Genomic DNA, 20,548 nt, shown 5'->3' with positions numbered 1-20,548 from the left:
CCTCTTTAAATCTCTTTCATGTCAGCTTTCGTGCATGCTTAGTGTGTTATTCAGCGTTACAGAAGTAAAAGTAATTGGAAACGAGTGAATAGCGATGTTATCCATCGTTCCAGAGTAGAAAAAGGCAGTATCATGATCCCAGAACGAAGGAATAGCGATGTTTCTCATCGTTACAGACGTTAGAGAAAATGGAATCGATCCCATAATGATATTTTTCATCGCTACTGATTTGAAGTGGTTAGATGCGATACCTAATTTTCTCCTAATTCACAAATGGATGGATTTACACACAAAAGGACCGTCAGGGAAGACTCTGACGGTCCTTTTGCGTGCTTCGACAGAATGCTGGCTCGAGAGTAGTGTGAACTTGCAAAAGTTTGCAGCTCTATGTCTATACTACACGTTTGCCTAAAATGATTAGATCGCGTTCGATCCCATCTAGCTCGGCAATGCCGGGCAAATGAGCCCAATTTTCGAAACCGAAACTGCGAAATAGCTTCAAGCTTGGCTCGTTGTGACCAAATATAAAACCGAGCAGCGTTTTTATCTGCAGCCTTGGACAAGCGTCAATCGCTTGCTGCAGCAGGTAACGACCGATGCCGCGGCCCCTGAATGCTTCATCCATGTAGATACTAACTTCAGCGGTGGCATTATACGCTGGCCTTCCGTAAAAGGACTGAAAGCTGAGCCAGCCGCAAATATTGTTTCCGCTTTCGAGTACCCATAATGGGCGAAAGTCAGGGGAATGTTCATAGAACCATTTTTCACGACTTTGGACTTCAACAGGTTCCGTATCAGCGGTTACCATACGTCCGGCGACGGTTGAATTATAAATGCGCACGATCTCGGGTAAATCTTCTAATCGTGCTTCACGAATCGTTAAATCGTTTGTGCTCATGCGATTCTCCTTAAAGAGCTAATTTCAACCAAAACCGGCTGATGGTCTCCAACCCTTTATCCCAATTTTCCAAGTGAAAATGCTCATTAGGCGCATGCAAGTTTTCTCCCGGCAGACCGAAGCCCAGCAGGACAACCGGCGCGTTCACAAGACGTCCCAGAACCTCGACGATCGGGATGGAACCGCCGCTTCGCGTATACACCGGCCAGGAGCCATAAGTATCTTCATAAGCTTCGGAGGCAGCGACCATAACGGGCTCGTCGATCGGGGTAAGGAACGGATTGCCGCGCAGCTGTCGATCTAGACTGATTTTCACGCCCGGTGGTGTATGAGCCCGTATATGCGCTTCGATGGCATCCATGATTTCATCCGGTACTTGGGCGGCGACGAGACGGCATGCTATCTTAGCAATAGCGCGATTCGGGATAATCGGCTTGATGCCTTCTCCCTGGAATCCGCCGCTAACGGATGTAATCTCTAAGGTTGGTCGGGATGTCGTTTGCTCGTAGAACGAGAATCCTTTTTCCCCGTACAAGGTGTCCACTTGGAGATCCGTGCGGACCTTATTCGCATCCGGTTCTACTTGTTTAAATGATTCGCGTTCTTTTTCGGTAAGCTCGATGACTCTGTCATAAAAACCTTTGACCGCCACTCGGCCATTGTCGTCATGAAACGAGCTGAGCAGCTTGGAGAGCGCATGAATCGGGTTCTGCACAGCGCCGCCAAAAAGGCCTGAGTGGAGGTCGCTATTCGCTCCTTCTACAATGATCTCGAACCCTGCGAGGCCGCGTAGTCCGTACATGAGCGAAGGTTTACCGGGACCTTGCATTTGCGTATCCGAGAGCGTAATGACATCCGCCTTCAATTTTTCCTTGTGTTTGTCGACGAATGGCGGCAGGTTCTTACTGGCGATCTCTTCCTCGCCCTCAATACAAAATTTGATATTCACCGGCAGACTCCCGGTCGTACGCAAGAAAGCTTCTACGGCTTTGACGTAAAGCAGCAATTGACCTTTGTCGTCCGTACTGCCCCGCCCAAACAATTTGCCATCGCGAATAATGGGCTCGAACGGAGGCGTCGACCAAAGCTCCAGCGGCTCTGCCGGTTGAACATCGTAATGACCGTAAACAAGAACTGTAGGTTGACCCGGCGCATGAAGCCAATCTGCATATACGACTGGGTGTCCGTCTGTCGGCATAATTTCAATATTTTCCAGACCGGCTTGCTTTAATGAAGCTGCCGTCCATTCGGCGCAGCGGATAATATCCGGTTGGTGTTCCGCAACTGCGCTAATACTTGGAATTCGTAAAAATTGCATCAATTCCTCTATGTGTTTGTCCCGATGCTGCTCATAGTATGATTTTAAAGTTTCGATCATGTGCAAAGTCTCCTTCTGGATAGCAATTAATGGTTCTAACTTTTAAAGTTCCCTATGGGAAGAAAAAATCCTGCCAATGGTTAATTATTTACTGCTTCCGTGATGACATACTTGTACCATTTGGATAAAATTAGGTATTATGTTCATCAAACTTAAGTTGAAGGAGCCTACATATATGAAGCGAATTTGCCAAACAGAACGAATGGAGCTGGTCGTTTTAAGCAGCTCGTCTGCGGATTTGGTATTGGACTATATCCTACGAAATCGTATTTTTTTGGAACCATGGGAGCCCGAACGTAATGAGGAGTATTATACATTGGATTACCAAGCCCGGACCTTGGAGCAAGAACAGAAAAAGATAGAAGAAGGCCAGTTATTTAAAGTTTGGCTTTTATTTCAAGATCGCATCGTGGGCTCGGTCTCGCTAAGCAATATCGTTAGAGGAGCATTTCATTCGTGTCACTTGGGGTATAAATCGGATGCGCGGGAGTTGAATCAAGGTCTGATGACAGAGGCGATTAGAGCGGTGATCGAGCATGCTTTTCATGAATTGAAGCTGCATCGTATCGAAGCGAATATTATGCCCCGCAACAAGGCATCGCTGAAAGTGGTGCAAAAATTAGGATTTTATGAGGAAGGCCTGGCCATCAAGTATTTAAAGATTCATGGTATCTGGGAGGACCATTATCATATGGTCTTACGTAACGCAGCTTTGGAATAATCGAAATCGATTCAGTAAGGTCTTGATTCCATCAAGGCTTTTTTTTTGTGCCTAATGATATTTCTATCGATGTATAGGATGACAAAATTAGGAAGTGAGAGGGATTGATAGAAAAACCATATAATGGTATAAATGAATGTGCGTGGACCAAAATATATATAATTTCAGCTTATTTTCAGGTTGTTTTCAGGAAATTTTCAGCTTTCTGGAACTTTTTCGAAACTTGCTCCGTCTACTTTATCATACAGACTGGAAATGAAAGGGAGGAATAGGCTTGGCAGGTTGGCTTCGTAAAAAAAATAGAAGCACGACAGTGGCGATAGCAATAAAGGATGAACCGCAATTTGATTTTCCTCCCTCACGGGATTTCGGAGCGGCTGGTCCGCTCTTAACCGTCACGGGCGTACAGCGATCGTTTCAAGTCGGCAGTCAGAAGCTGGATGTGCTCAAAGGTATTGAAATGGAGCTTCGTCCAATGCAGCTAGTTATGCTGAAAGGCCGCTCGGGTTCGGGGAAAACTACGCTGCTGAATCTGATAGGCGGCTTGGATCAACCCAATGAGGGGGAGATCCTGTTTCAGGGGCATCCCTTCCATCGCTGCAGCGATGATGAACGAACGCAAATTCGGCGCAAAGAAATTGGATTTATATTTCAATCTTTCGCGTTAATGCCGCTTCTGTCCGCATGGGAAAATGTTGAATTAGCTTTGCGGATGGCTGGCACGCCTCGTTCCCAGTGGAAATCGAGAGTGACCCATTGTCTGGAACTTGTCGGGCTCGGCAAAAGGATGCATCATCGCCCTTTCGAACTATCCGGCGGCGAGCAGCAGCGGGTTGCGATAGCCAAGGCGATCGCACACAGACCTTCGCTGATTTTGGCGGATGAGCCGACTGCCGAACTGGATTCGCAGATGGGCGCGCAGATTATGTCTGTGTTCCGCAATATCATCGCGAGCGAGCAAGTCACGATTTGTATGACCACTCATGACCCTACGATTTTGGAGGTTGCCGATCATGTTTACGAAATGGTGGACGGAAGATTCGTCTCGTAATCGGACGATGAAGCCATTAGCTGCACTTTTAATATGTTCTAGTCTTATTTTCGCTTCCGGATGTTCACTGCTGCCTAAAGAGCAGGAAGAGGAAGCACTTCCGACCATCAACCCGCCTAAGCTTTCTAAAAAGCCAGAGTACGTGGTGAAAACCGATACCCTTGAGACGAAAGTTAGAGGGAGCGGGCGTTTAATGGCCCTGCAGGAGGAAAAGCTGTTTTTCTCCGAAGATATGACCAGCAAGCGGATTAGTGCGGTGCTTGTGAAAAATGGCGATTCGGTGGAGAAAGGTCAGCCGATTGCCGAGCTTGACGTCTCCGATATGGAGAGCGACCTGAAGCGTAAACGACTGCAAACTCGAAAAGATGAACTGACGATGATTGAAACGCTGCGCAAAGCCGATGAGATGACGCCGGAGCAAATCGAGCAGGCGAAAATTGATTTTGAGCTGAAGCGGGAAGATCTGAGCAAGTTGGATTCTCAGGTGAGCAAAGCGAAACTGCTCGCTCCGTTTAGCGGAACGATTGTTACCGTAACGGCAAAAAAAGGCGATACGGTGAAATCCAATGAGTCTGTAGCGACAATCGCCGATTTAACGCAATTGACCGTGGCTGCCAGCATTACGGCAGACGATGCGAAGAAAGTAGCGATCGGCATGGAAGTTGTGGTGGATATTAATTCCGCCGGCCAGCACAAAGGAAAGGTTAAGCAGTTGCCCAATCCGCAGGCGAACAACAACAACAATGGAGGGGGCGGATTTTATCCCGGAGACGGGCAGAGTGGTCAGCAAGACTCTATTGATAACTACCTTGTCGTCCAGCTGGATGAATTTCCGCAAGGTTTGAACCGTGGAACTCCGCTTAGTGTCACCATTATTACCCAGAGAAAAGAAAATGCGACCATCATTCCGCTTGCTGCCCTACGTTCCTATTCAGGGCGCAACTATGTGCAGGTCATTGATAATCAAGGCAACAAGAAGGAAGTGGACGTGGAAATCGGCCAGCAGACTTCGACGGATGTGGAGATTGTCAAAGGTCTTACAGCGGGACAGAAAGTAGTGGGTCGATAATGTCCATGCCAATGCTGCGATTTTTGTTTCGCAAAATGTGGAATACCCGCTGGCTGACCCTCAGTACGCTGCTTGGACTCGTGATGGCGGTCGCTTTTACAACCAGCATCCCGATGTATGCAAACGGTTCGCTGAAGCGGGTCGTCGCCAAATCGCTGGAGGAGAAAAGCAGCGGATTGCCGGCGGGCTCACTACTTATTCGTTATCAGGCCGTTGGTTCCGATCGCGCAGGGTTAGATGAGCTGAAGGACGTCAATGTCTATATCCAGGATCAGATTCCGAAGGACATCGGCTTTCCTACAGAAGCTTATGCCAGAAGTTATACGATCAAAGGAGCGCAGTTAACTCCGACAGAAACTACGAAAGTGGATCCAAGCAAGCGCCGGCAGATGACGTTGACTTCTCTAAGCGGCTTAAAAGATCAAGTCGAATGGTCGATGGGGCAGATGGCTTCCGACAAGACCGATAATGGTGTCATCGAAGCCGTAGTGCTGGAAGAAGCCATGTACCGGAACGATCTGCATGTGGGAGATATATTTAATTATTCGGTATCCGGAGCCAGCGGGAGTCAACTGCTTAAGGTGAAGATCGCCGGTTCGTTCAAACCGAAGAATGAAAACGATCCGTATTGGTTTCAAGGTCTGGAGGGGCTGGTCAATTCGCTAATTGTCAGCGACGATGTGTTCTTGAAATCGTTGTTAACCGATAAAAAAATACCGCTTCAACTCGCAAACTGGTATTATGCTTTCGATCTGCGGAACATACAGACGAGTCAGTTGTCTCCACTCGGGAATCGTTTGGAACGATTGGATATTAACTTATTTCAAAAGTTGAAAAATACGAAGGTGGACGTATCCTTCCAACCGATTTTGAATGAATTCAAAGCGCAAAGCGTGCAGATGCAGATTTTGCTGTTTACGCTGGCAGCGCCAATGATTGCGATGGTCTTCTATTATATTGTGATGAACGCCAGACAATCGCTGGACCGTCAGCGCAGTGTAATTGCAGTTCTACGCAGCCGGGGAGGAAGTACGAAGCAGATTATCGGCATCTACTTTCTAGAAGGTTTGGCGCTCGGCATTATCGCGCTGCTCGTCGGTCCGTTCATCGGATGGTTTATGGCCAAAAGCATCGGTTCCTCCAGCGGCTTTCTTACCTTCGTGGATCGTAAATCCATTCCTGTCGGCTTCACGACTGAAGCGATGCTGTACGGAGGTCTGGCAATCGTCATTGCGATTATGGCCAGCGTGATCCCTGCGGTCATCTTTGCGAGATCCTCGATCGTGAATTATAAACAGCAGCTTGCTCGTTCCGACCGTTCTCCCTTGTGGCAGCGGTGGTTCATCGACATTGTCCTGCTAGGTATTGTCGGATATGGCTATTACTTGTTCGATCAGCGGCAAGTACTGTCTGTACAAACCGGGCTGACGACGGATCAATTACAGGTGCACCCGTTATTGTTCTTCGTTCCGGCGCTCTCGATTTTCGCGCTGGGCTTGTTTTTCCTGCGGATCTTCCCATGGCTGCTGCGTCTGTTCGGATGGCTCGGGAGGAGATTCCTGCCCGTTCCGCTATATTTGACGCTTGCGCAGCTTTCCCGATCCGCCAAAGCGTACTATCCGCTCATGCTCCTGCTCGTACTCACGCTCGGCCTCGGCGTTTATAACTCCTCGGCCGCTCGTACGATCGATCTGAACTCAACGGAGCGGACCTTGTATCAATACGGTACCGACGTTGTGCTGCAGACGGTTTGGGAAGGTTTCTCCGACGATCTGCCCAAGGACCCGAATGCGGGTCAAGGTAATGGAGGCGGAGGTAAAGGTACAGGCCAAGGCGGCCAAGGCAATGGTGCCGGTAATGGCGGTAACGGTGGCGCCGGTGGCGGTCAAGGGGCTGGCGCTGGAGGTGGCGGTCCGAAGCCAGGCGAAGAGACACCGTCCAAAATTCGCTACGTGGAGCCTCCTTTCCAAATGTTTCGCGAGCTCGAAGGCGTAGAGGCTGCAGCTAGAGTGCTGCAGACGAAAGGGAATGTCGTCGTCTCCGGCAAGTCGACCGGCCAAGGCATGGTCATGGGCATCGATAATGTCGACTTCGCCAAAGTCGCCTGGTTCCGATCGGACCTGTTCCCGGCGCATCCGAACCAGTATTTGAACTTGCTTGGCACCTACGAGCAAGCCGTTATTATTCCTTCTAATTATGCAAGCAAATATGCGCTGAAAGAGGGCGATTTGCTTTCCATTTCGATTCAGCAGCAGCCTGTTGAATTCGTCATTGTCGGCATACTGCCTTACTGGCCGAGTCAATACCCGGATCAAACGCCATTTTTTATAACGAATCTGGAATATTTATATGATCAAGCACCAATTGCACCCTATGAAGTTTGGCTGAAGATGAAGCCGGACGCCAAAGTTACACCATTGGTGACTGCGCTGCAAGCCAAAGGCATCGAAATCGCTTCTGTCAAAGACGTGCGCAATGAACTTATTACACAGAAGAAACATCCGGCTCGTGGCGGCGTGTTCGGTATTCTCAGTTTAGGTTTTCTGGTATCCGTGATCGTATCATTAATCGGATATATGTTGTATTGGTTCTTTAATCTTTCCAGCCGGGTTGTGCAGTTCGGTGTTCTACGTGCGATGGGGCTATCCCGCAGACAGTTGACGGGCATGCTGCTTCTCGAGCAGGGCTTCACAGCAGGGTTATCGATTGCGCTGGGCATCGGCATCGGTAAACTTACGAGCTATTTCTTCCTTCCGTTCCTGCAAACTTCTGAAAATGTGAAGACGCAGGTACCGCCGTTTCGCGTTGTCTTCGATTCCAAGGACACGTATCAGCTCTACTTCGTCGTTGCTTTCATGATGCTGACAGGCGCCACGCTGTTATTCTTGCATATACGCAGGCTGCGCGTTCATCAAGCGGTGAAGCTCGGAGAGGAGAAATAATTGATGATTACTTGTGAAGGTTTGGTCAAAATTTATAAAACCGACGACATCGAGGTTGTCGCTCTGCAGGGGCTTAACATTCATATCGAGCCTGGCGAGCTTATGGCGATTATCGGCAACAGCGGAAGCGGCAAGTCCACGCTGCTCAATATTTTGGGAGGATTGGATCGCCCGTCTGCAGGTCAAGTGAAGGTCGGCGATTGGGATTTGCTCAAAATCACCGATAAGCAGCTTGTTGAATATAAGCGCAATACCGTGGGCTTCATTTGGCAAAATAATGCGCGGAATCTGGTTTCCTACCTGACCGCGCTGGAAAATGTGGAGATGCCGATGATGTTAAGCGGCAAGTATGATCGCGCGTATGCCAGACAGCTGCTCGAGTGGGTCGGGCTCGGTCACCGGTTGAATAACAAGTTGCAAGAGTTGTCGGGGGGTGAGCAACAGCGTGTTGCGATCGCCATCTCGCTGGCCAATCGCCCTCGCTTGCTGCTGGCGGATGAGCCGACCGGATCCGTCGATACGAAGACGGCGGATATGATTCTATCCATTTTCCAGAGGTTGAACAAGGAGCTTGGCGTTACGATTGTCATTGTTACGCACGATTTGTCCATGGCGGGTAAAGTGGGTCGGGTGGTTGCCATCCGTGATGGAATGACGAGTTCTGAATTCATTGCCCGTAATCCGTCAATACATGCTCAGGACGGCACTTCCCTGCCCGGACTCACTGCGCAGGCCCATGAAGAATATGTGGTTCTGGACCGTGCCGGACGTTTGCAGGTGCCCAAGGAATACTTGGCCGCCCTGAAAATTAACGGGAAAGCGACAATGGAGTTCGATGGCGAGAAGATTATGATCAAAGCTCCGAATCAGCTGGATAAAAAGGAAGATATGGAACCAAATACACAAATTGTTGGAGGGAAAATGAAATGAAAACTTTGAATCGCAAAATTGTTGCAGTTTCCTTAACGCTGGCCATGGTTGCTCCTCTTGCTGTAGCGTGCAGTAAAGGCGATAAGGCGGACGATAAAAAAGAGCGTGTACTTAAAATCGCAACCACAGGTTACGGTGGTGATGATGAATACTTCAGACAACAATTTACGGAAATATTCGAGTTTGCCAATCCAAATATCAAAATTGAAATCATACCGACAATGGATGAGAAATATCGCTACGGCGGCATGCAACCAGGCGAGAAGATGCCCGATCCTTTAGAGAAACTCAAAGAAGTGATGCAAAGCGACAATCCGCCGGATTTGGTCATGATCGGCTATGAGCAGCTGCCCGAGATGGTCGAAAGCAATCTGCTGACTCAGCTTGATCCTCTCATTACTAAGGATAAATTCGATACAGCCGGAATCGTACCCGCAGTCATTGACGGCATCAAAAATGCCGGAGGCGGCAAACTTTATGCATTGGCACCTTCTTTCAGCTCATCCGCACTCATTTATAATAAGAAAATGTTCCAGGATGCCGGTGCTGATTTTCCAAAAGACGGTATGACTTGGGATGAAGTTTTTGATCTAGCCAAACGCGTAGCGAAAGGAGAAGGCGAGAACAAAGTGAGCGGATTCTCATTCTCTACGCAGGCTCAAGGGGATCTCTTTTACGGAATGCAAATGTATACAGCACCGCTGCAGTTGAAAATGTTCGATGACGCAGGCGAGAAAATGACCGTAGATACGGATCAATGGGAAAAAGTTTGGACGAAAATGGCGCAAATGCAAAAGGAAAATGTATTCCCTGAGCTTTTCGATCCTCAGAAGCCGATGAATCGGCAATTTGATCAGCAAAATCCGTTTGCGTACGACGATTTCATGTCAGGGCGTCTGGCCATGAGCATTATCCATTATGGTCAAATTCAACAGCTTACGAACGCAAACAAAAATGCGGCAAGCTTCAAAGGCTTTACGCCGATTGAATGGGATGTTGTCACGATGCCTTCTCATCCGGAAGCGAAAGGGGTCGGCGGTTCGATCTACATGAACGGCATTATGGGCATTAACGCAAAAGCACAAAATTCGCCGGATGCCTGGAAATTCATTCAATTTATTAATGGTGATGAATGGGCCAAACTGAAATCACACAGCTCTTATAATCTGGTAGCGCGCTCCAAATATTTGAAGCCGAAAGACGGTCAAGAATTTCATATGGAAGCTTTTTATAACGTGACGCCGGCTCCAATGGAGAACAACACGAAAATATATCAGCAAAAGCCGAATATTTACCAAGTTCAAGATATCGGGCGTCAACAGTTTGATAGCGTCTTGAAGGGCAAGAAGACAGCTCGCGAAGCGCTTAAAGAGTGGCAAACGCAAGGAGACGCGATGCTGAAGCAGATGAAAGATAATCCGACTCAACCGGTTCAACAGGCAGTACCGATGGGCGTGGCAGGTTAACGTTATATGAGAAGCTTGCTTCCTATTATGGAAGCAAGCTCTGCTAAAGCAAAACTCAGACTATGCTTACGAAGTCAGTTTTTCTCACGAAAAACTCAGCTTATGCTTACGATGTAAGTTTTGCTAAAGCAAAACTCTAAGGAGGTCATCAAAGATATGAACAACAAGTTTCGTTATAAGAGTCTAGCTACAATTGCCTTGTCTGCAACATTAGTGCTAGGTGCGGTTGTCCCCGTATGGGCGGACGGTACTGAGGCTTCAATTATATCTTCCGTGGGCAAGGTTTCTATTACGGCAAGCAGCTATTTTGAACTAAAGCAAATTCATGTGCTGCCAGACCAAAACGGTAAATTGGCGACATTTACCATAACCATACATAATGAAGGCAGCAGTGAGCTTCAGTTTATAGACTATTGGGTAAGGTTGAAAAGTAAGACGGGTAACCAATTCTCAGCACGATTGCTACCTGCTTACAAAGACAAGAATCGTGTGGCTCCAGGTTCTAGCACTGATCTGACTTTTTATGCGACTGTCAATGCCAATACGAATCTACAGGATCTCGTTGTCCAATTTATTAAATGGGATTTCAGTCAATCGAATTTTGAGCGTGTGCTGGGTGAAGTCGCTGTTCCGGATACCTATACGGACGTAACGCCGGCGGATGGAGCTGCCATCGTTTCCATAGGTGGAACTGACGTAAAAGCATCCATTAAGAAGTTTATTAGCAACAAAAATGAAAAATATTACGTGCCAACGGTGTATTTGACACTCGAGAATGCGGGGAGCAACACGGTAACAATTCCTTCCTACCTATTCTCCATCCGTACTTCGGAAGGACTGTTGTATCCTCTGGAGGCTAAAGGGATTAAAGACTTGAAGATCAACCCTAAGGAAAATAAGGAGATTCAGCTTTCCGGGTCGATTCCAGTCGCGGTAGCACCGGATAATTGGCAGCTGACAATAGCGGAACCGATTGCTGATTTGAAGTTGAACGTATCCGTTGCCGCATTCCAATTACCTCAAGTCACCCAAGGAGATGGCGGTTCGGTCGGAAAAGAGTATACGTTTACCAATAAATCGGGTGTTTATACGACACAGTTGAATGCGCTGCATAGGTTGCCTTGGGAGGATCAGGATATTTTGACGGCCGATTTGACCTTGAGCAACAAAGGCGACCAATCACTGCCGATTCCGAATTTAACGGGATATTTCCTCCTTGACGATGCGGTAAAAATTGAAGCAAAAGTCATCCAGACATCTAAAGTGATCGGTTTGGGTGCTGGAGCTAATGTGAATCTGCAGCTTGCTGGGAAAGTGCCATATACATATGACTTCTCTCACATTAAGCTTGTCCTTCAGGAAAAAGAGGGCACGACATCTACGACAAGTACTGGAACCGGTACTGATGGCGGAACTGTAACGGATGTGCTTGAATTCTCCACGCAAGCTGAACTTCAAGCGATTCCATATATTGGCATGGGTCAAGCTTATACCTTGAACGATGTAGGGCGCAAAACGAAATATGTCGTTCGAAGCGTATCTACCTATGCGGATAAAACGAATGTCATGTACTCGGCAATGGTTGAGGCAACGAATCTGGAGAAGCGTTTCACGAATGTGAGCAAGTTGGTTGCCAATTTCCGTTCATCGGATGGAACGGTATTTCCGGCGAACGTCGCCGAAGTGAAAAATAAAGTGAGTCCTACCGGCAAAGCGCTGTTAAATGTCTGGGCTTCGCTTCCAAAAGGCTATTCAACAGCGAATATGAGCTTATTGCTCGGCGACGCAGTTACTGACGGCAAGCTTTCCGAAGGCGACAAAGCAGTGGCGGATTCCTATGTAAATCCTGTTTCTTACTGGTTGCCGGAAGAGAATAAAGATGTGAAGAAGACGTTGGCTAATGTCGAGTTGTTCCCTTATACGATCAATATTAATAAGATCGGTACTTCGATCGACGGCAGCAATTTCACGCTGAAATTCAATTATGAATTAACAAAGGAAAAGTTGACCGAAATTAATACGGAAGGTCATAACTTGCTGCTCGTTTTTGAAGACGGTGGCGGTGAGAAGAGTTTTGAGAAAAAATTTGATTTCAAAGATTTCGATGTGATTAACGGAGATTCGACCGCGGATGAAGACACGAAGATTCGTCTAGGGAAGAGGGAAAACTTCAAAATTTCGATCTCTGATGCAGGACTCATTTTCAGGACGCAATTCCTTAAACAATACACGCTTAGTATCTACGACGAGTTTCAAGGTCAAAGAAAGCTGCTCGCTTCGCAAAAAGCGGACTGGTTTGTTACAACGGACTAATTCATACTTTTTCTACCTAAGCGGAGGCCGCATGCCTTCGCTTCTTGTTATTTATAACGGGGGAATTGTATAGTCACATGAAGTCATAATCATAGGGGAAATGGCATGACTGATTATATGACTTAGGATATGACTTAATTCACCTGCATTTACGAATTGTCGCATATATAATAAATCCATAATGCATGTTTTGGAAACTGTTTGGAGGAGTGTGGGATAGGCAAGAGAGACTACTGGAAAAAAGAAAAAATACATAAAAATTTCAACACCTGTTTATGTTTTGTTAAGAAATGTCATTTATGATGAATGAGTACAGACCGGTAATACTTGGAAACAAAGCTGGTGATGGGGGAGAAGTGGGAATGAACAAGTTAACAAATTTTTCAATGAAAAATATTGCAGCAGTTTTCATTATCATGCTGCTGTTGGTAGTAGGAGGAACCTTTTCTACGACAACACTTAAGGTAGAAAGCATGCCGGATATTACGTTTCCGGTTGTTATCGTAAGCACTACATATGTAGCACCTCCGAAGGACGTGCTAGATGAAATTACAAAGCCGCTGGAAAAAGCAGTAGCCGGGTTGGATGGTCTAAAAAATTTAACATCCAGTTCGCAGGATAATTACTCCCAGATCGTTCTGGAATTGGAACAGAGCAAGAAGCCTGAGGATGTCAAAAAAGACGTTGAAAGTTTAATCTCCAACGTCAAGCTTCCACAGAGTGCGGAAAAGCCAAAAGTTTTAACGGCAGGTTTTGCTTCTGAACCTGTGTATTACTTGGCTGTGTATGGTGAAAAAGGAATCAATCAAACCGAGTTGGATAAGAACTACAAGGATACGATTCTTCCTGGCTTTAATGGATTAAAAGGGATTGACCACGTTGATTCCGTCGGCAATCAGGATGCCGTACTTACCATCAAGCTGGATGCGCCGGCCATTAACAATTACGGTTTAACGCCTGCGGACGTTGCGAGTCTAATTAAAGCATCGCTTGTTTCAAGTCCTGCCGGTACGGTCGACTTCAATGGCAACTCACAGATGGTTCGGGTTAAAGGCGAATTCGATACGATTTACAATTTGGATAACTTGAAAATAACGACGAAAACCGGCGATACGCTCTTACTTAAGCAGCTTGCCAAAGTTGAAGCGATCAGCGAGTCCACGTTTATCGCAAGATTGGACGATAAACCGGCAATCGGTGTCCTGCTTTATAAAACCAAAGCAGCCAATGCCGTTGAGTTTGCAGACAGCGCCAATAAGCTCATTACTGATTGGGAGAAAACACTACCTGGCGTAAAATTCCATACGATTTACAATTCAGCCAATGACATTAAGAAATCGATTCATGGTATGGTGCAAGAAGGCGGATTGGGTGCCGTGTTGGCATCTTTAATGATCTTACTCTTCTTACGTAATATTCGTATGACGGTCATCGTACTTGTTTCTATTCCATTATCCATCCTCGTAACGTTATTAGTCATGGGACCATTGGGTATTTCCTTGAACATTATGACGCTCGGGGGCATGGCCATTGCAATCGGACGGGTCGTGGACGATAGTATCGTCGTCATTGAGAATATCTATAGTCAATTGCAGAAGGCGCAAGAACGCAATGAATCTGTGATTAAGTTAGCGACTCAGCAGGTTTCTAATGCGATCACTTCTTCGACCATAACGACGGTTGGCGTGTTCGGTCCGATAGGCTTTGTCAGCGGGGTCGTCGGTGAAGTGTTCCGTCCCTTTGCAATTACGCTCGTCGTTGCTTTGATGTCTTCCTTAATCGTCGCTCTAACAGTTATTCCAATGCTGGCAAAGCTTATGGTGCTTAGCAACAAGAAGGTTACGCACCACGATGAGAATCATGTAGGCCCAATGGGATTGCGGTACAAAAAGGTGCTCATTTGGTCCCTAAATAACCGCATCAAAACATTGCTGATTGCTGGTTTAGTCCTCATTTTGTCGATTATTACAACCGTCCCTAATTTAGCGGTTTCCTTCATGCCTGCCAGCGAATCCGTTAAGCAAGGGGCTATTCAAATCAAAATGCCGAGGGAAACATCGCTCGACATGATGAATGAGAAGTCGAAAGAAATTGAAGCGCATCTGAAATCGTTTAAAGATAAAACCGGCCAGCCTTCATTCAAGTACATCGAATCTCTTGTTGGTTACAACCAAAGCAGTGACAGATTCGCCTATAGAACGATGATGTTCTTTGAGTTTAGTCAAGGCACAGAGGCTGACGCAGCCGCTAAATTGTATAAAGAAGAAATGCTGAAACTTTTGCCCGTCGGGTCTGAAGTTAATGTTCAATTGTTTACAGGAGGTCCGCCAACGTCTACCGGAGGAGATTTTTCCTATTCGCTTAAGGGAGACGATCTGCTATATCTCAAAGTAGCTGCACAAATGGTCAAAGATAAACTGAAGGGGTTCCCTGAGCTTAATGACATTAAAGACACCTTGAGCGATTCCAAAACCGAGGTCGAAATCACGGTTGATCAAAATAAAGCGAGACTTTACGGTCTATCCGCAGCGCAAATTTTGCAAACCGTCAATAGTTGGATTTCCGAAGATAAACTAGGCGACCTGAAATTTAATAACGTGACTTATTCGACCAAAGTGATGCTGAATCCGGAATATAAAAATTCAGTGGATAAATTAGCCGTATTGCTGATAAAGACGCCTACCGGGCAAACCATACAATTGAATGAAGTAGCTAAAGTTAAACAAATTGAGGCTCCAAATAGCATTAGTCGTGAAAATCAAGATCAAATCATCAGCGTTACTGCAAAAATTAATAGTGTGGATAAAGGAGGCGTCAGCAAAAAACTTTCCGAAGAGCTTGCGAAACTGGAACTGCCTTCAGGCGTGACTCGTGAAGTAAAAGGCGTATCCGATGATATTCAGAAGAGCTTTATGGAAATGTTCATGGCGATCATAGCTTCGATCTTCATCGTTTACATGGTCATGGTTATCGCATTTGGCAATGCAAGAGCACCACTCGCGATTCTATTCTCACTGCCATTAGCTGCAATTGGAGGACTAATCGGACTGATCGTAAGCCGCGAATCGGTAAATGTAACCTCATTGATCGGGTTCCTGATGTTGATCGGTATCGTTGTAACGAATGCAATCGTACTTGTAGACCGGGTACAACAGCTTAGAGAACAAGGTTATGCGATCCGTGACGCACTCATTGAAGCTGGAATAACGCGTCTTAGACCTATCATCATGACAGCGGGAGCTACAATTATCGCGCTCATGCCGCTCGCACTTGGCTTATCCGAGGGAACGATTATCTCCAAAGGGCTGGCCGTAGTTGTTATTGGCGGTCTTACGACATCGACATTGTTGACGCTCGTCATTGTGCCTATCATTTATGAGATTTTATTTAGGAAAAGAAAAGGCCGTTGGTTCAAAAGAAAAGGCAAATCGGATGTAAACCAAGTGGAGCAATCAGTGACTACGGCTCAATGAGAGTAAGTTCATGTGTCTGCAAAAACGCTAAGTTGAACAGGGGAAAAGGGGAAATCGAAAATGAAACGTCAGTTGTTTACCATCAAACGCAGTGTCAAATTATTCGGTATCGTCGCGCTTAGCGCGGCGATAGCCGTTGGTTGCTCAGCAGCTCCGGCTGCGAGCCCGACCAACACACCGGCTGCTCAGCAGCAAGATAAAATCGTGAAAACAGCTAAAATCGAGAAGCAAAAAATCGGAGATCCCATCGAACAAGTTGGAGATGTTGTATCATCAGTCCGTCTTGACGTGGTATCGAAGGCAAACGGTGAAGTCATTGAAATCCTGAAAAAACGTGGAGAGAAAGTGGAGAAGGGCGATGTCATTTTTCGTTTAGATCCAACGGATACGCTGATTCAGAAAGATCTGAATGCAGTGAATATGAAAGGCGCTCAAGAAGGTCTGTCCTCCGCAAAGCAAAACTCTAATAATGGAATCGCAGATGCGAAGGATGGCGTATCCAAATTGGAAACAGCGGTGAGTGACTTAGAGAAAGCTTATAATAAGGCACATAATGATTATGACCAAGGGCTAGTTACGAAAACTCAACTGGATCAAGCCGAAACGTCATTGAATAATACAAAAAAGGATCTGGACAGCGCGCGTAGAAAACTTAAAGCATTGCAAGAGACGAATTCTCTATCTCAAGCCGAGACCGCATATGAAACAGCTCAAGTAAATAGCCGAAGCATTGAAAGAACGCTCAGTAATTTAGAAGTGAAAGCTCCGGCATCCGGTGTCTTAACAGACCTGACCGTTGAAGTAGGTCAGACGATTACAATTGGCGGCCGCGTTGGCGAGGTCCAACAAACCAATCCGGTTAAAATTAAATCGCAATTGACAGATGCAGCAGCTAATCTCGTTAGAGGGAAAACGGAACTTACTTTTTACATACCAGGGGTAATTGACAAAACGAACGCGAAAGTCACATTCTTATCTGATGTCATTAATGGTCAATCCAATGCTTACGATCTGGAAATGGAAGTTCCGAATCCGGACGGCAAATTGAAGCCTGGCTCCAAGGCACAAGTCGAATTGACAAAAGAAGACGAGCAAGTGGTTCCAGTGGTACCGAGCCTTAGTATCGTTCGAGAAGGCGGAGATTCATTTGTGTTCATTTTAAATGGAGACACGGTTCAAAAGCGTAAAGTTGAATTGGGCCGCCTTAATGAGACGAATCAAGAAATTATTTCCGGGGTTAAAGAGGGCGAGACACTCGTCATTTCCGGTCAGCATCAACTTAAAGATCAAGACAAAGTGAAAGTATCGAATTAGGAGGAGAAACAATTGAACAAGACTATGAAAAAATCCCTGGCCACCATCGCACTTTCCGCCGCGCTTCTTACAACAGCAGCTTTCCCGGCCTGGGCAGCTGAGCCATCTAGTGCCGTGAACGCAGCAATTGCGGCGCAGAACAACATTGTCAGCTATAATCTAAAGGATCAAATCGATGTTGAAATCAAAAGTATCCTAAATGAGCATAATTCTGATACAACGAAACTCGGTGCTGTCGTCCGTATAAAAAATACAGGTAACAAAGTTACCCGGGTTCCTGACTATGAACTGCGAGTCCGCATGGCTGATGGCGTGGAATATACGCTCCAACCAAGTTCGAAAAATCCAAAATCCGTTCAGCCCAAAAGCCAACAAGAGCTGAGCTATATGTCTACGGTTGACCGGAGTGACGATGTCGCCCTGACGGATATCAGCTTTGTCGATGTGGATTTGGAAGTATATCCGAAGAAAGAAACGACATTATTGACAGTTGCTGCCGATGCCGGAATGGTGTGGAACGGTAGCGACAGCGCCATCACAAAACAATCGGCTATTTTGAAATGGGGCGAAGCCTTCACGCTTCCATCCCTGCATTCACAGGTCCTTTTTGCACCGATTGATATTCATAAGGAAATTACGGCAAAAGGAGTATCCACAGTTGTTCAAATTCAAGCCGTGAATCCTACGAACGAGCGCCAAACCGTTCCTAGCTTTGGCATCGACGGCAAGACAGAGAACAAAGTATACTCGGGCGATCGTGCGGAAGCAGCCGTAACATTGGAACCTGGTGAAAAGAAATATGTGCATATTGTCATTCCAAGTGATCTGGACACTGAATTCTCAAGCTTGAATGTTGTAACGCCGGAGAAATTCGCCTCCACGGGTGGTGACGATACGTACAGGGTAGGTCGTGTGAATATTCTGTTACCTACCGGCGCTGTAACTCAAGGTGTTATTCCTGCTCCGGACTACAAGCTGGGAACTCCGGTAAAATTGGATTCTACGAATAAATTTGTGCCGTCGAATGTAGATGTTACACTTGAAGAGCTTCATATAACAAAAAATGAAGATGACGGCTTCAATACGGCTGTTGCAAAATTCAAGCTGACTAACAACAGCGATAGACCGATCCCGATCCCTGCGATCCAAACGGAATTGGTTAGTAAAGATGGTTTTGCTTATGCTGGAAGCAGACAGGCAAAAACTGCAATTAGTGTTGTTCCTAAAGCTTCCTACGTTGTGAGCTATGCTTATGCTTTACCTTCATCTGAGACAGGAGAAGGGCTGAAAATGAACTTGTACAGCAATCAAGCCAGTGGGGAAACTTCCTATAAGTCACTGCTTGCGACTGCGAAAGTGCCAGTTCAGACAAATGATGTAACAGACGATGTGCTTAAGGTGTACCCTTATGATGTGAAGATCAAAGATTGGTCCATCTCGGCTATATTCCAAGGAAACATGACTTATAACTATAAATTGAAACTTGATCTGGATATCGTATCGGATAAACAAGTAACTGCCGATTCATTTAATTCTAAGCTCTTGTTCGAATTGTACAACAATACCGGAGACCCTGTAGGCAGTTCAACACAGGCTTTATCGGGTGAAGGTCGCTTGTTTAATGGCACCAATACGATAACGTTAAACGTTAATTCCGGACAGCTTGATTTCCCATTGACCGTCAAAGTATTCGAGACTTTTGCCGGTGAAAACGGTGAAACCGTAAAACGTCTGTTGACAACATTTAAGCAATGAGATAAAAGCCGCAAGAAATGCTCAAAATCGAGCTTTTCTTGCGGCTTTTTTTCATCCACGGAGCAGGAACGTCTGATAAACGGTCCATGCTCCATTTTCAGTTTGGTACAGTAGATGCACGCGATCAACACGGGATCGGTAATCAACCGTGGTTGTTTTAAGACTGGATAATACGTCGTGCAGTTCGTCGTCACCTAACTGTTGACCGATCGTGAGATGAGGATTGAATGTGAAAGTCCTATTCGTTTCCACCAGTTCCTCCGTGCAAATGGCCTGGTGCAGGTTTATCATATTTGTCGTGTCCGCGAGTGCTAAATAAATGACATTGTTGACAGGGTAGAAGGAAGAGAACCGATTGAATTCAATCTCGAAAGGAGCAATGGATCTTGTTACTTGTTCCAATCGATCCACTGCGGATGCAAGCTGCATTTCGTCCCATTCTTCTTTTTCCCGGATTGTCAGATGCGGTTGAATGAAATTATAGTGAGGATCATACCGTTTTCTGTAGCTGTTGGCAGCGTCTTGAACTTGCTTGGATGGAAAAATGGCGATTCCGCAGTTCATATTGATTCCTCCTTTAGATTGAGTGTTCTCTTATTATACCGCTTTCCTGCTTTTTCTAAAACTGCAGGAATTGAAATAACGCCTCATAAGCAGAACCCTTTTTGGTTATGATAGGGATATCGATCATAAATAAACGGAGTGAACACATATGCATTGGATTTATTGGGCCAAACTTTACGATTCCAAATTCCAAGCCGGTTGTTTGGCAAAGCGAATGGAAGAGGATTGGTGGATTTACGGTTACGAATGCCCGCAAGAAGTCGAAGTATATAAATCCAAAAAAGGTCGCTTTGGCGTCCGCTTCAGCACCTGATTTTTCCAATAGTGCCAATAAAATTATGCTTGACTTTCCACACGCGGTTGGTGTATATTTATTTTTGTCGCTGTAATCGGCAACCAATGACGCGGGGTGGAGCAGCTCGGTAGCTCGTCGGGCTCATAACCCGAAGGCCGCAGGTTCAAATCCTGCCCCCGCAACCAAATCACTTGTATTTGGGCCTATAGCTCAGTTGGTTAGAGCGGTCGGCTCATAACCGATTGGTCGGGGGTTCGAGTCCCTCTGGGCCCATATGATGAAACTCTTGCAAATGCAAGAGTTTTTTTATCACATAAGAAAGTATAAGTTTTCGGTTCCCGAAAACCGCTTTCTTATTGGCGATAAAACCAACCTCTAA

14 protein-coding genes and 2 tRNA genes are annotated in these 20,548 nt (G+C 46.2%); 13 read left to right on the top strand and 3 right to left on the bottom strand.

Annotation, left to right across the window (positions count from 1 at the left end):
- Positions 1-391 precede the first annotated feature (391 nt).
- Positions 392-898, bottom strand: coding sequence for a GNAT family N-acetyltransferase (locus tag ACFQZT_RS24780; protein WP_379304183.1), 507 nt, complete (start codon positions 896-898; stop codon positions 392-394).
- A 10-nt stretch (positions 899-908) separates the two neighbouring features.
- A complete protein-coding gene (locus tag ACFQZT_RS24775; RefSeq protein ID WP_379304181.1) occupies positions 909-2,276 on the bottom strand; it encodes a dipeptidase in 1,368 nt (455 codons plus the stop codon).
- A 175-nt stretch (positions 2,277-2,451) separates the two neighbouring features.
- On the opposite strand from ACFQZT_RS24775, the gene ACFQZT_RS24770 reads away from it, so the two are divergent.
- The 10 genes from ACFQZT_RS24770 to ACFQZT_RS34020 all read left to right on the top strand — a co-directional run bounded on the left by ACFQZT_RS24770 (position 2,452) and on the right by ACFQZT_RS34020 (position 19,310).
- Positions 2,452-2,997 (top strand): GNAT family N-acetyltransferase, encoded by a 546-nt coding sequence (locus ACFQZT_RS24770; protein ID WP_379304179.1) that lies wholly within the window; start codon positions 2,452-2,454, stop codon positions 2,995-2,997.
- 325 nt (positions 2,998-3,322) lie between these two features.
- On the top strand, positions 3,323-4,048 hold the full coding sequence (locus ACFQZT_RS24765; protein ID WP_379304209.1) for an ABC transporter ATP-binding protein: 726 nt from the start codon (positions 3,323-3,325) through the stop codon (positions 4,046-4,048).
- Positions 4,011-5,117: a permuted SH3 domain-containing protein gene (locus tag ACFQZT_RS24760; RefSeq protein WP_379304177.1), complete on the top strand. Its 1,107-nt coding sequence runs from the start codon at positions 4,011-4,013 to the stop codon at positions 5,115-5,117. Before ACFQZT_RS24765 ends, ACFQZT_RS24760 begins: the two co-directional genes overlap by 38 nt.
- 5 nt (positions 5,118-5,122) lie before the next feature.
- Positions 5,123-8,059 carry an ABC transporter permease gene (locus ACFQZT_RS24755; protein WP_379304207.1) on the top strand — a complete coding sequence of 979 codons (2,937 nt, stop codon included), beginning with the start codon at positions 5,123-5,125 and terminating at the stop codon, positions 8,057-8,059.
- Positions 8,060-8,062: 3 nt separating this feature from the next.
- Positions 8,063-8,989: an ABC transporter ATP-binding protein gene (locus tag ACFQZT_RS24750; RefSeq protein ID WP_379304175.1), complete on the top strand. Its 927-nt coding sequence runs from the start codon at positions 8,063-8,065 to the stop codon at positions 8,987-8,989.
- Positions 8,986-10,455: an ABC transporter substrate-binding protein gene (locus tag ACFQZT_RS24745; protein WP_379304173.1), complete on the top strand. Its 1,470-nt coding sequence runs from the start codon at positions 8,986-8,988 to the stop codon at positions 10,453-10,455. The genes ACFQZT_RS24750 and ACFQZT_RS24745 overlap by 4 nt, the downstream gene beginning before the upstream one ends.
- 156 nt (positions 10,456-10,611) lie before the next feature.
- Complete coding sequence (locus ACFQZT_RS24740; protein ID WP_379304171.1) at positions 10,612-12,768, top strand: COG1470 family protein; 2,157 nt, start codon at positions 10,612-10,614, stop codon at positions 12,766-12,768.
- Between the two features lie 362 nt (positions 12,769-13,130).
- Complete coding sequence (locus tag ACFQZT_RS24735) at positions 13,131-16,241, top strand: efflux RND transporter permease subunit (protein ID WP_379304169.1); 3,111 nt, start codon at positions 13,131-13,133, stop codon at positions 16,239-16,241.
- 60 nt (positions 16,242-16,301) lie between these two features.
- Positions 16,302-17,555, top strand: a complete 1,254-nt coding sequence (locus ACFQZT_RS24730) for an efflux RND transporter periplasmic adaptor subunit (RefSeq protein ID WP_379304167.1) — start codon at positions 16,302-16,304, stop codon at positions 17,553-17,555.
- Positions 17,556-17,567: 12 nt separating this feature from the next.
- Positions 17,568-19,310: a hypothetical protein gene (locus ACFQZT_RS34020; protein WP_460872355.1), complete on the top strand. Its 1,743-nt coding sequence runs from the start codon at positions 17,568-17,570 to the stop codon at positions 19,308-19,310.
- A gap of 51 nt (positions 19,311-19,361) precedes the next feature.
- On the opposite strand, the gene ACFQZT_RS24715 is transcribed toward ACFQZT_RS34020, so the two are convergent.
- Positions 19,362-19,874 (bottom strand): 2'-5' RNA ligase family protein, encoded by a 513-nt coding sequence (locus ACFQZT_RS24715; RefSeq protein WP_379304163.1) that lies wholly within the window; start codon positions 19,872-19,874, stop codon positions 19,362-19,364.
- 148 nt (positions 19,875-20,022) lie between these two features.
- Between ACFQZT_RS24715 and ACFQZT_RS24710 the strand changes: the two genes are divergently transcribed.
- The 3 genes from ACFQZT_RS24710 (at position 20,023) to ACFQZT_RS24700 (ending at position 20,442) form a co-directional block, all read left to right on the top strand.
- Entirely contained in the window at positions 20,023-20,187 is a 165-nt protein-coding gene (locus tag ACFQZT_RS24710; protein ID WP_188173004.1) for a hypothetical protein, read from the top strand.
- 90 nt (positions 20,188-20,277) lie between these two features.
- Positions 20,278-20,354 (top strand) — tRNA-Met (locus ACFQZT_RS24705).
- A gap of 14 nt (positions 20,355-20,368) precedes the next feature.
- Positions 20,369-20,442, top strand: a tRNA-Ile gene (locus tag ACFQZT_RS24700).
- Positions 20,443-20,548 lie beyond the last annotated feature (106 nt).

Source organism: Paenibacillus sp. GCM10027628 (genome assembly GCF_042676385.1).
In the GTDB taxonomy this organism is placed as follows: domain Bacteria; phylum Bacillota; class Bacilli; order Paenibacillales; family NBRC-103111; genus Paenibacillus_E.
The sequence above is the reverse complement of the archived record's forward strand: the minus strand, read 5'-3'. Positions and strand labels throughout refer to the sequence as shown.

What these genes read in the sequence shown, in the direction of transcription:
- ACFQZT_RS24770 (WP_379304179.1), top strand. Translation starts at nt 2,452, where the DNA reads ATGAAGCGAATTTGCCAAACAGAACGAATGGAGCTGGTCGTTTTAAGC.
- ACFQZT_RS24745 (WP_379304173.1), top strand. Translation starts at nt 8,986, where the DNA reads ATGAAAACTTTGAATCGCAAAATTGTTGCAGTTTCCTTAACGCTGGCC.
- ACFQZT_RS24710 (WP_188173004.1), top strand. Translation starts at nt 20,023, where the DNA reads ATGCATTGGATTTATTGGGCCAAACTTTACGATTCCAAATTCCAAGCC.
- ACFQZT_RS24760 (WP_379304177.1), top strand. Translation starts at nt 4,011, where the DNA reads ATGTTTACGAAATGGTGGACGGAAGATTCGTCTCGTAATCGGACGATG.
- ACFQZT_RS24740 (WP_379304171.1), top strand. Translation starts at nt 10,612, where the DNA reads ATGAACAACAAGTTTCGTTATAAGAGTCTAGCTACAATTGCCTTGTCT.
- ACFQZT_RS24715 (WP_379304163.1), bottom strand. Translation starts at nt 19,874, where the DNA reads ATGAACTGCGGAATCGCCATTTTTCCATCCAAGCAAGTTCAAGACGCT.
- ACFQZT_RS24775 (WP_379304181.1), bottom strand. Translation starts at nt 2,276, where the DNA reads ATGATCGAAACTTTAAAATCATACTATGAGCAGCATCGGGACAAACAC.
- ACFQZT_RS24735 (WP_379304169.1), top strand. Translation starts at nt 13,131, where the DNA reads ATGAACAAGTTAACAAATTTTTCAATGAAAAATATTGCAGCAGTTTTC.
- ACFQZT_RS24750 (WP_379304175.1), top strand. Translation starts at nt 8,063, where the DNA reads ATGATTACTTGTGAAGGTTTGGTCAAAATTTATAAAACCGACGACATC.
- ACFQZT_RS24730 (WP_379304167.1), top strand. Translation starts at nt 16,302, where the DNA reads ATGAAACGTCAGTTGTTTACCATCAAACGCAGTGTCAAATTATTCGGT.
- ACFQZT_RS24755 (WP_379304207.1), top strand. Translation starts at nt 5,123, where the DNA reads ATGCCAATGCTGCGATTTTTGTTTCGCAAAATGTGGAATACCCGCTGG.
- ACFQZT_RS24780 (WP_379304183.1), bottom strand. Translation starts at nt 898, where the DNA reads ATGAGCACAAACGATTTAACGATTCGTGAAGCACGATTAGAAGATTTA.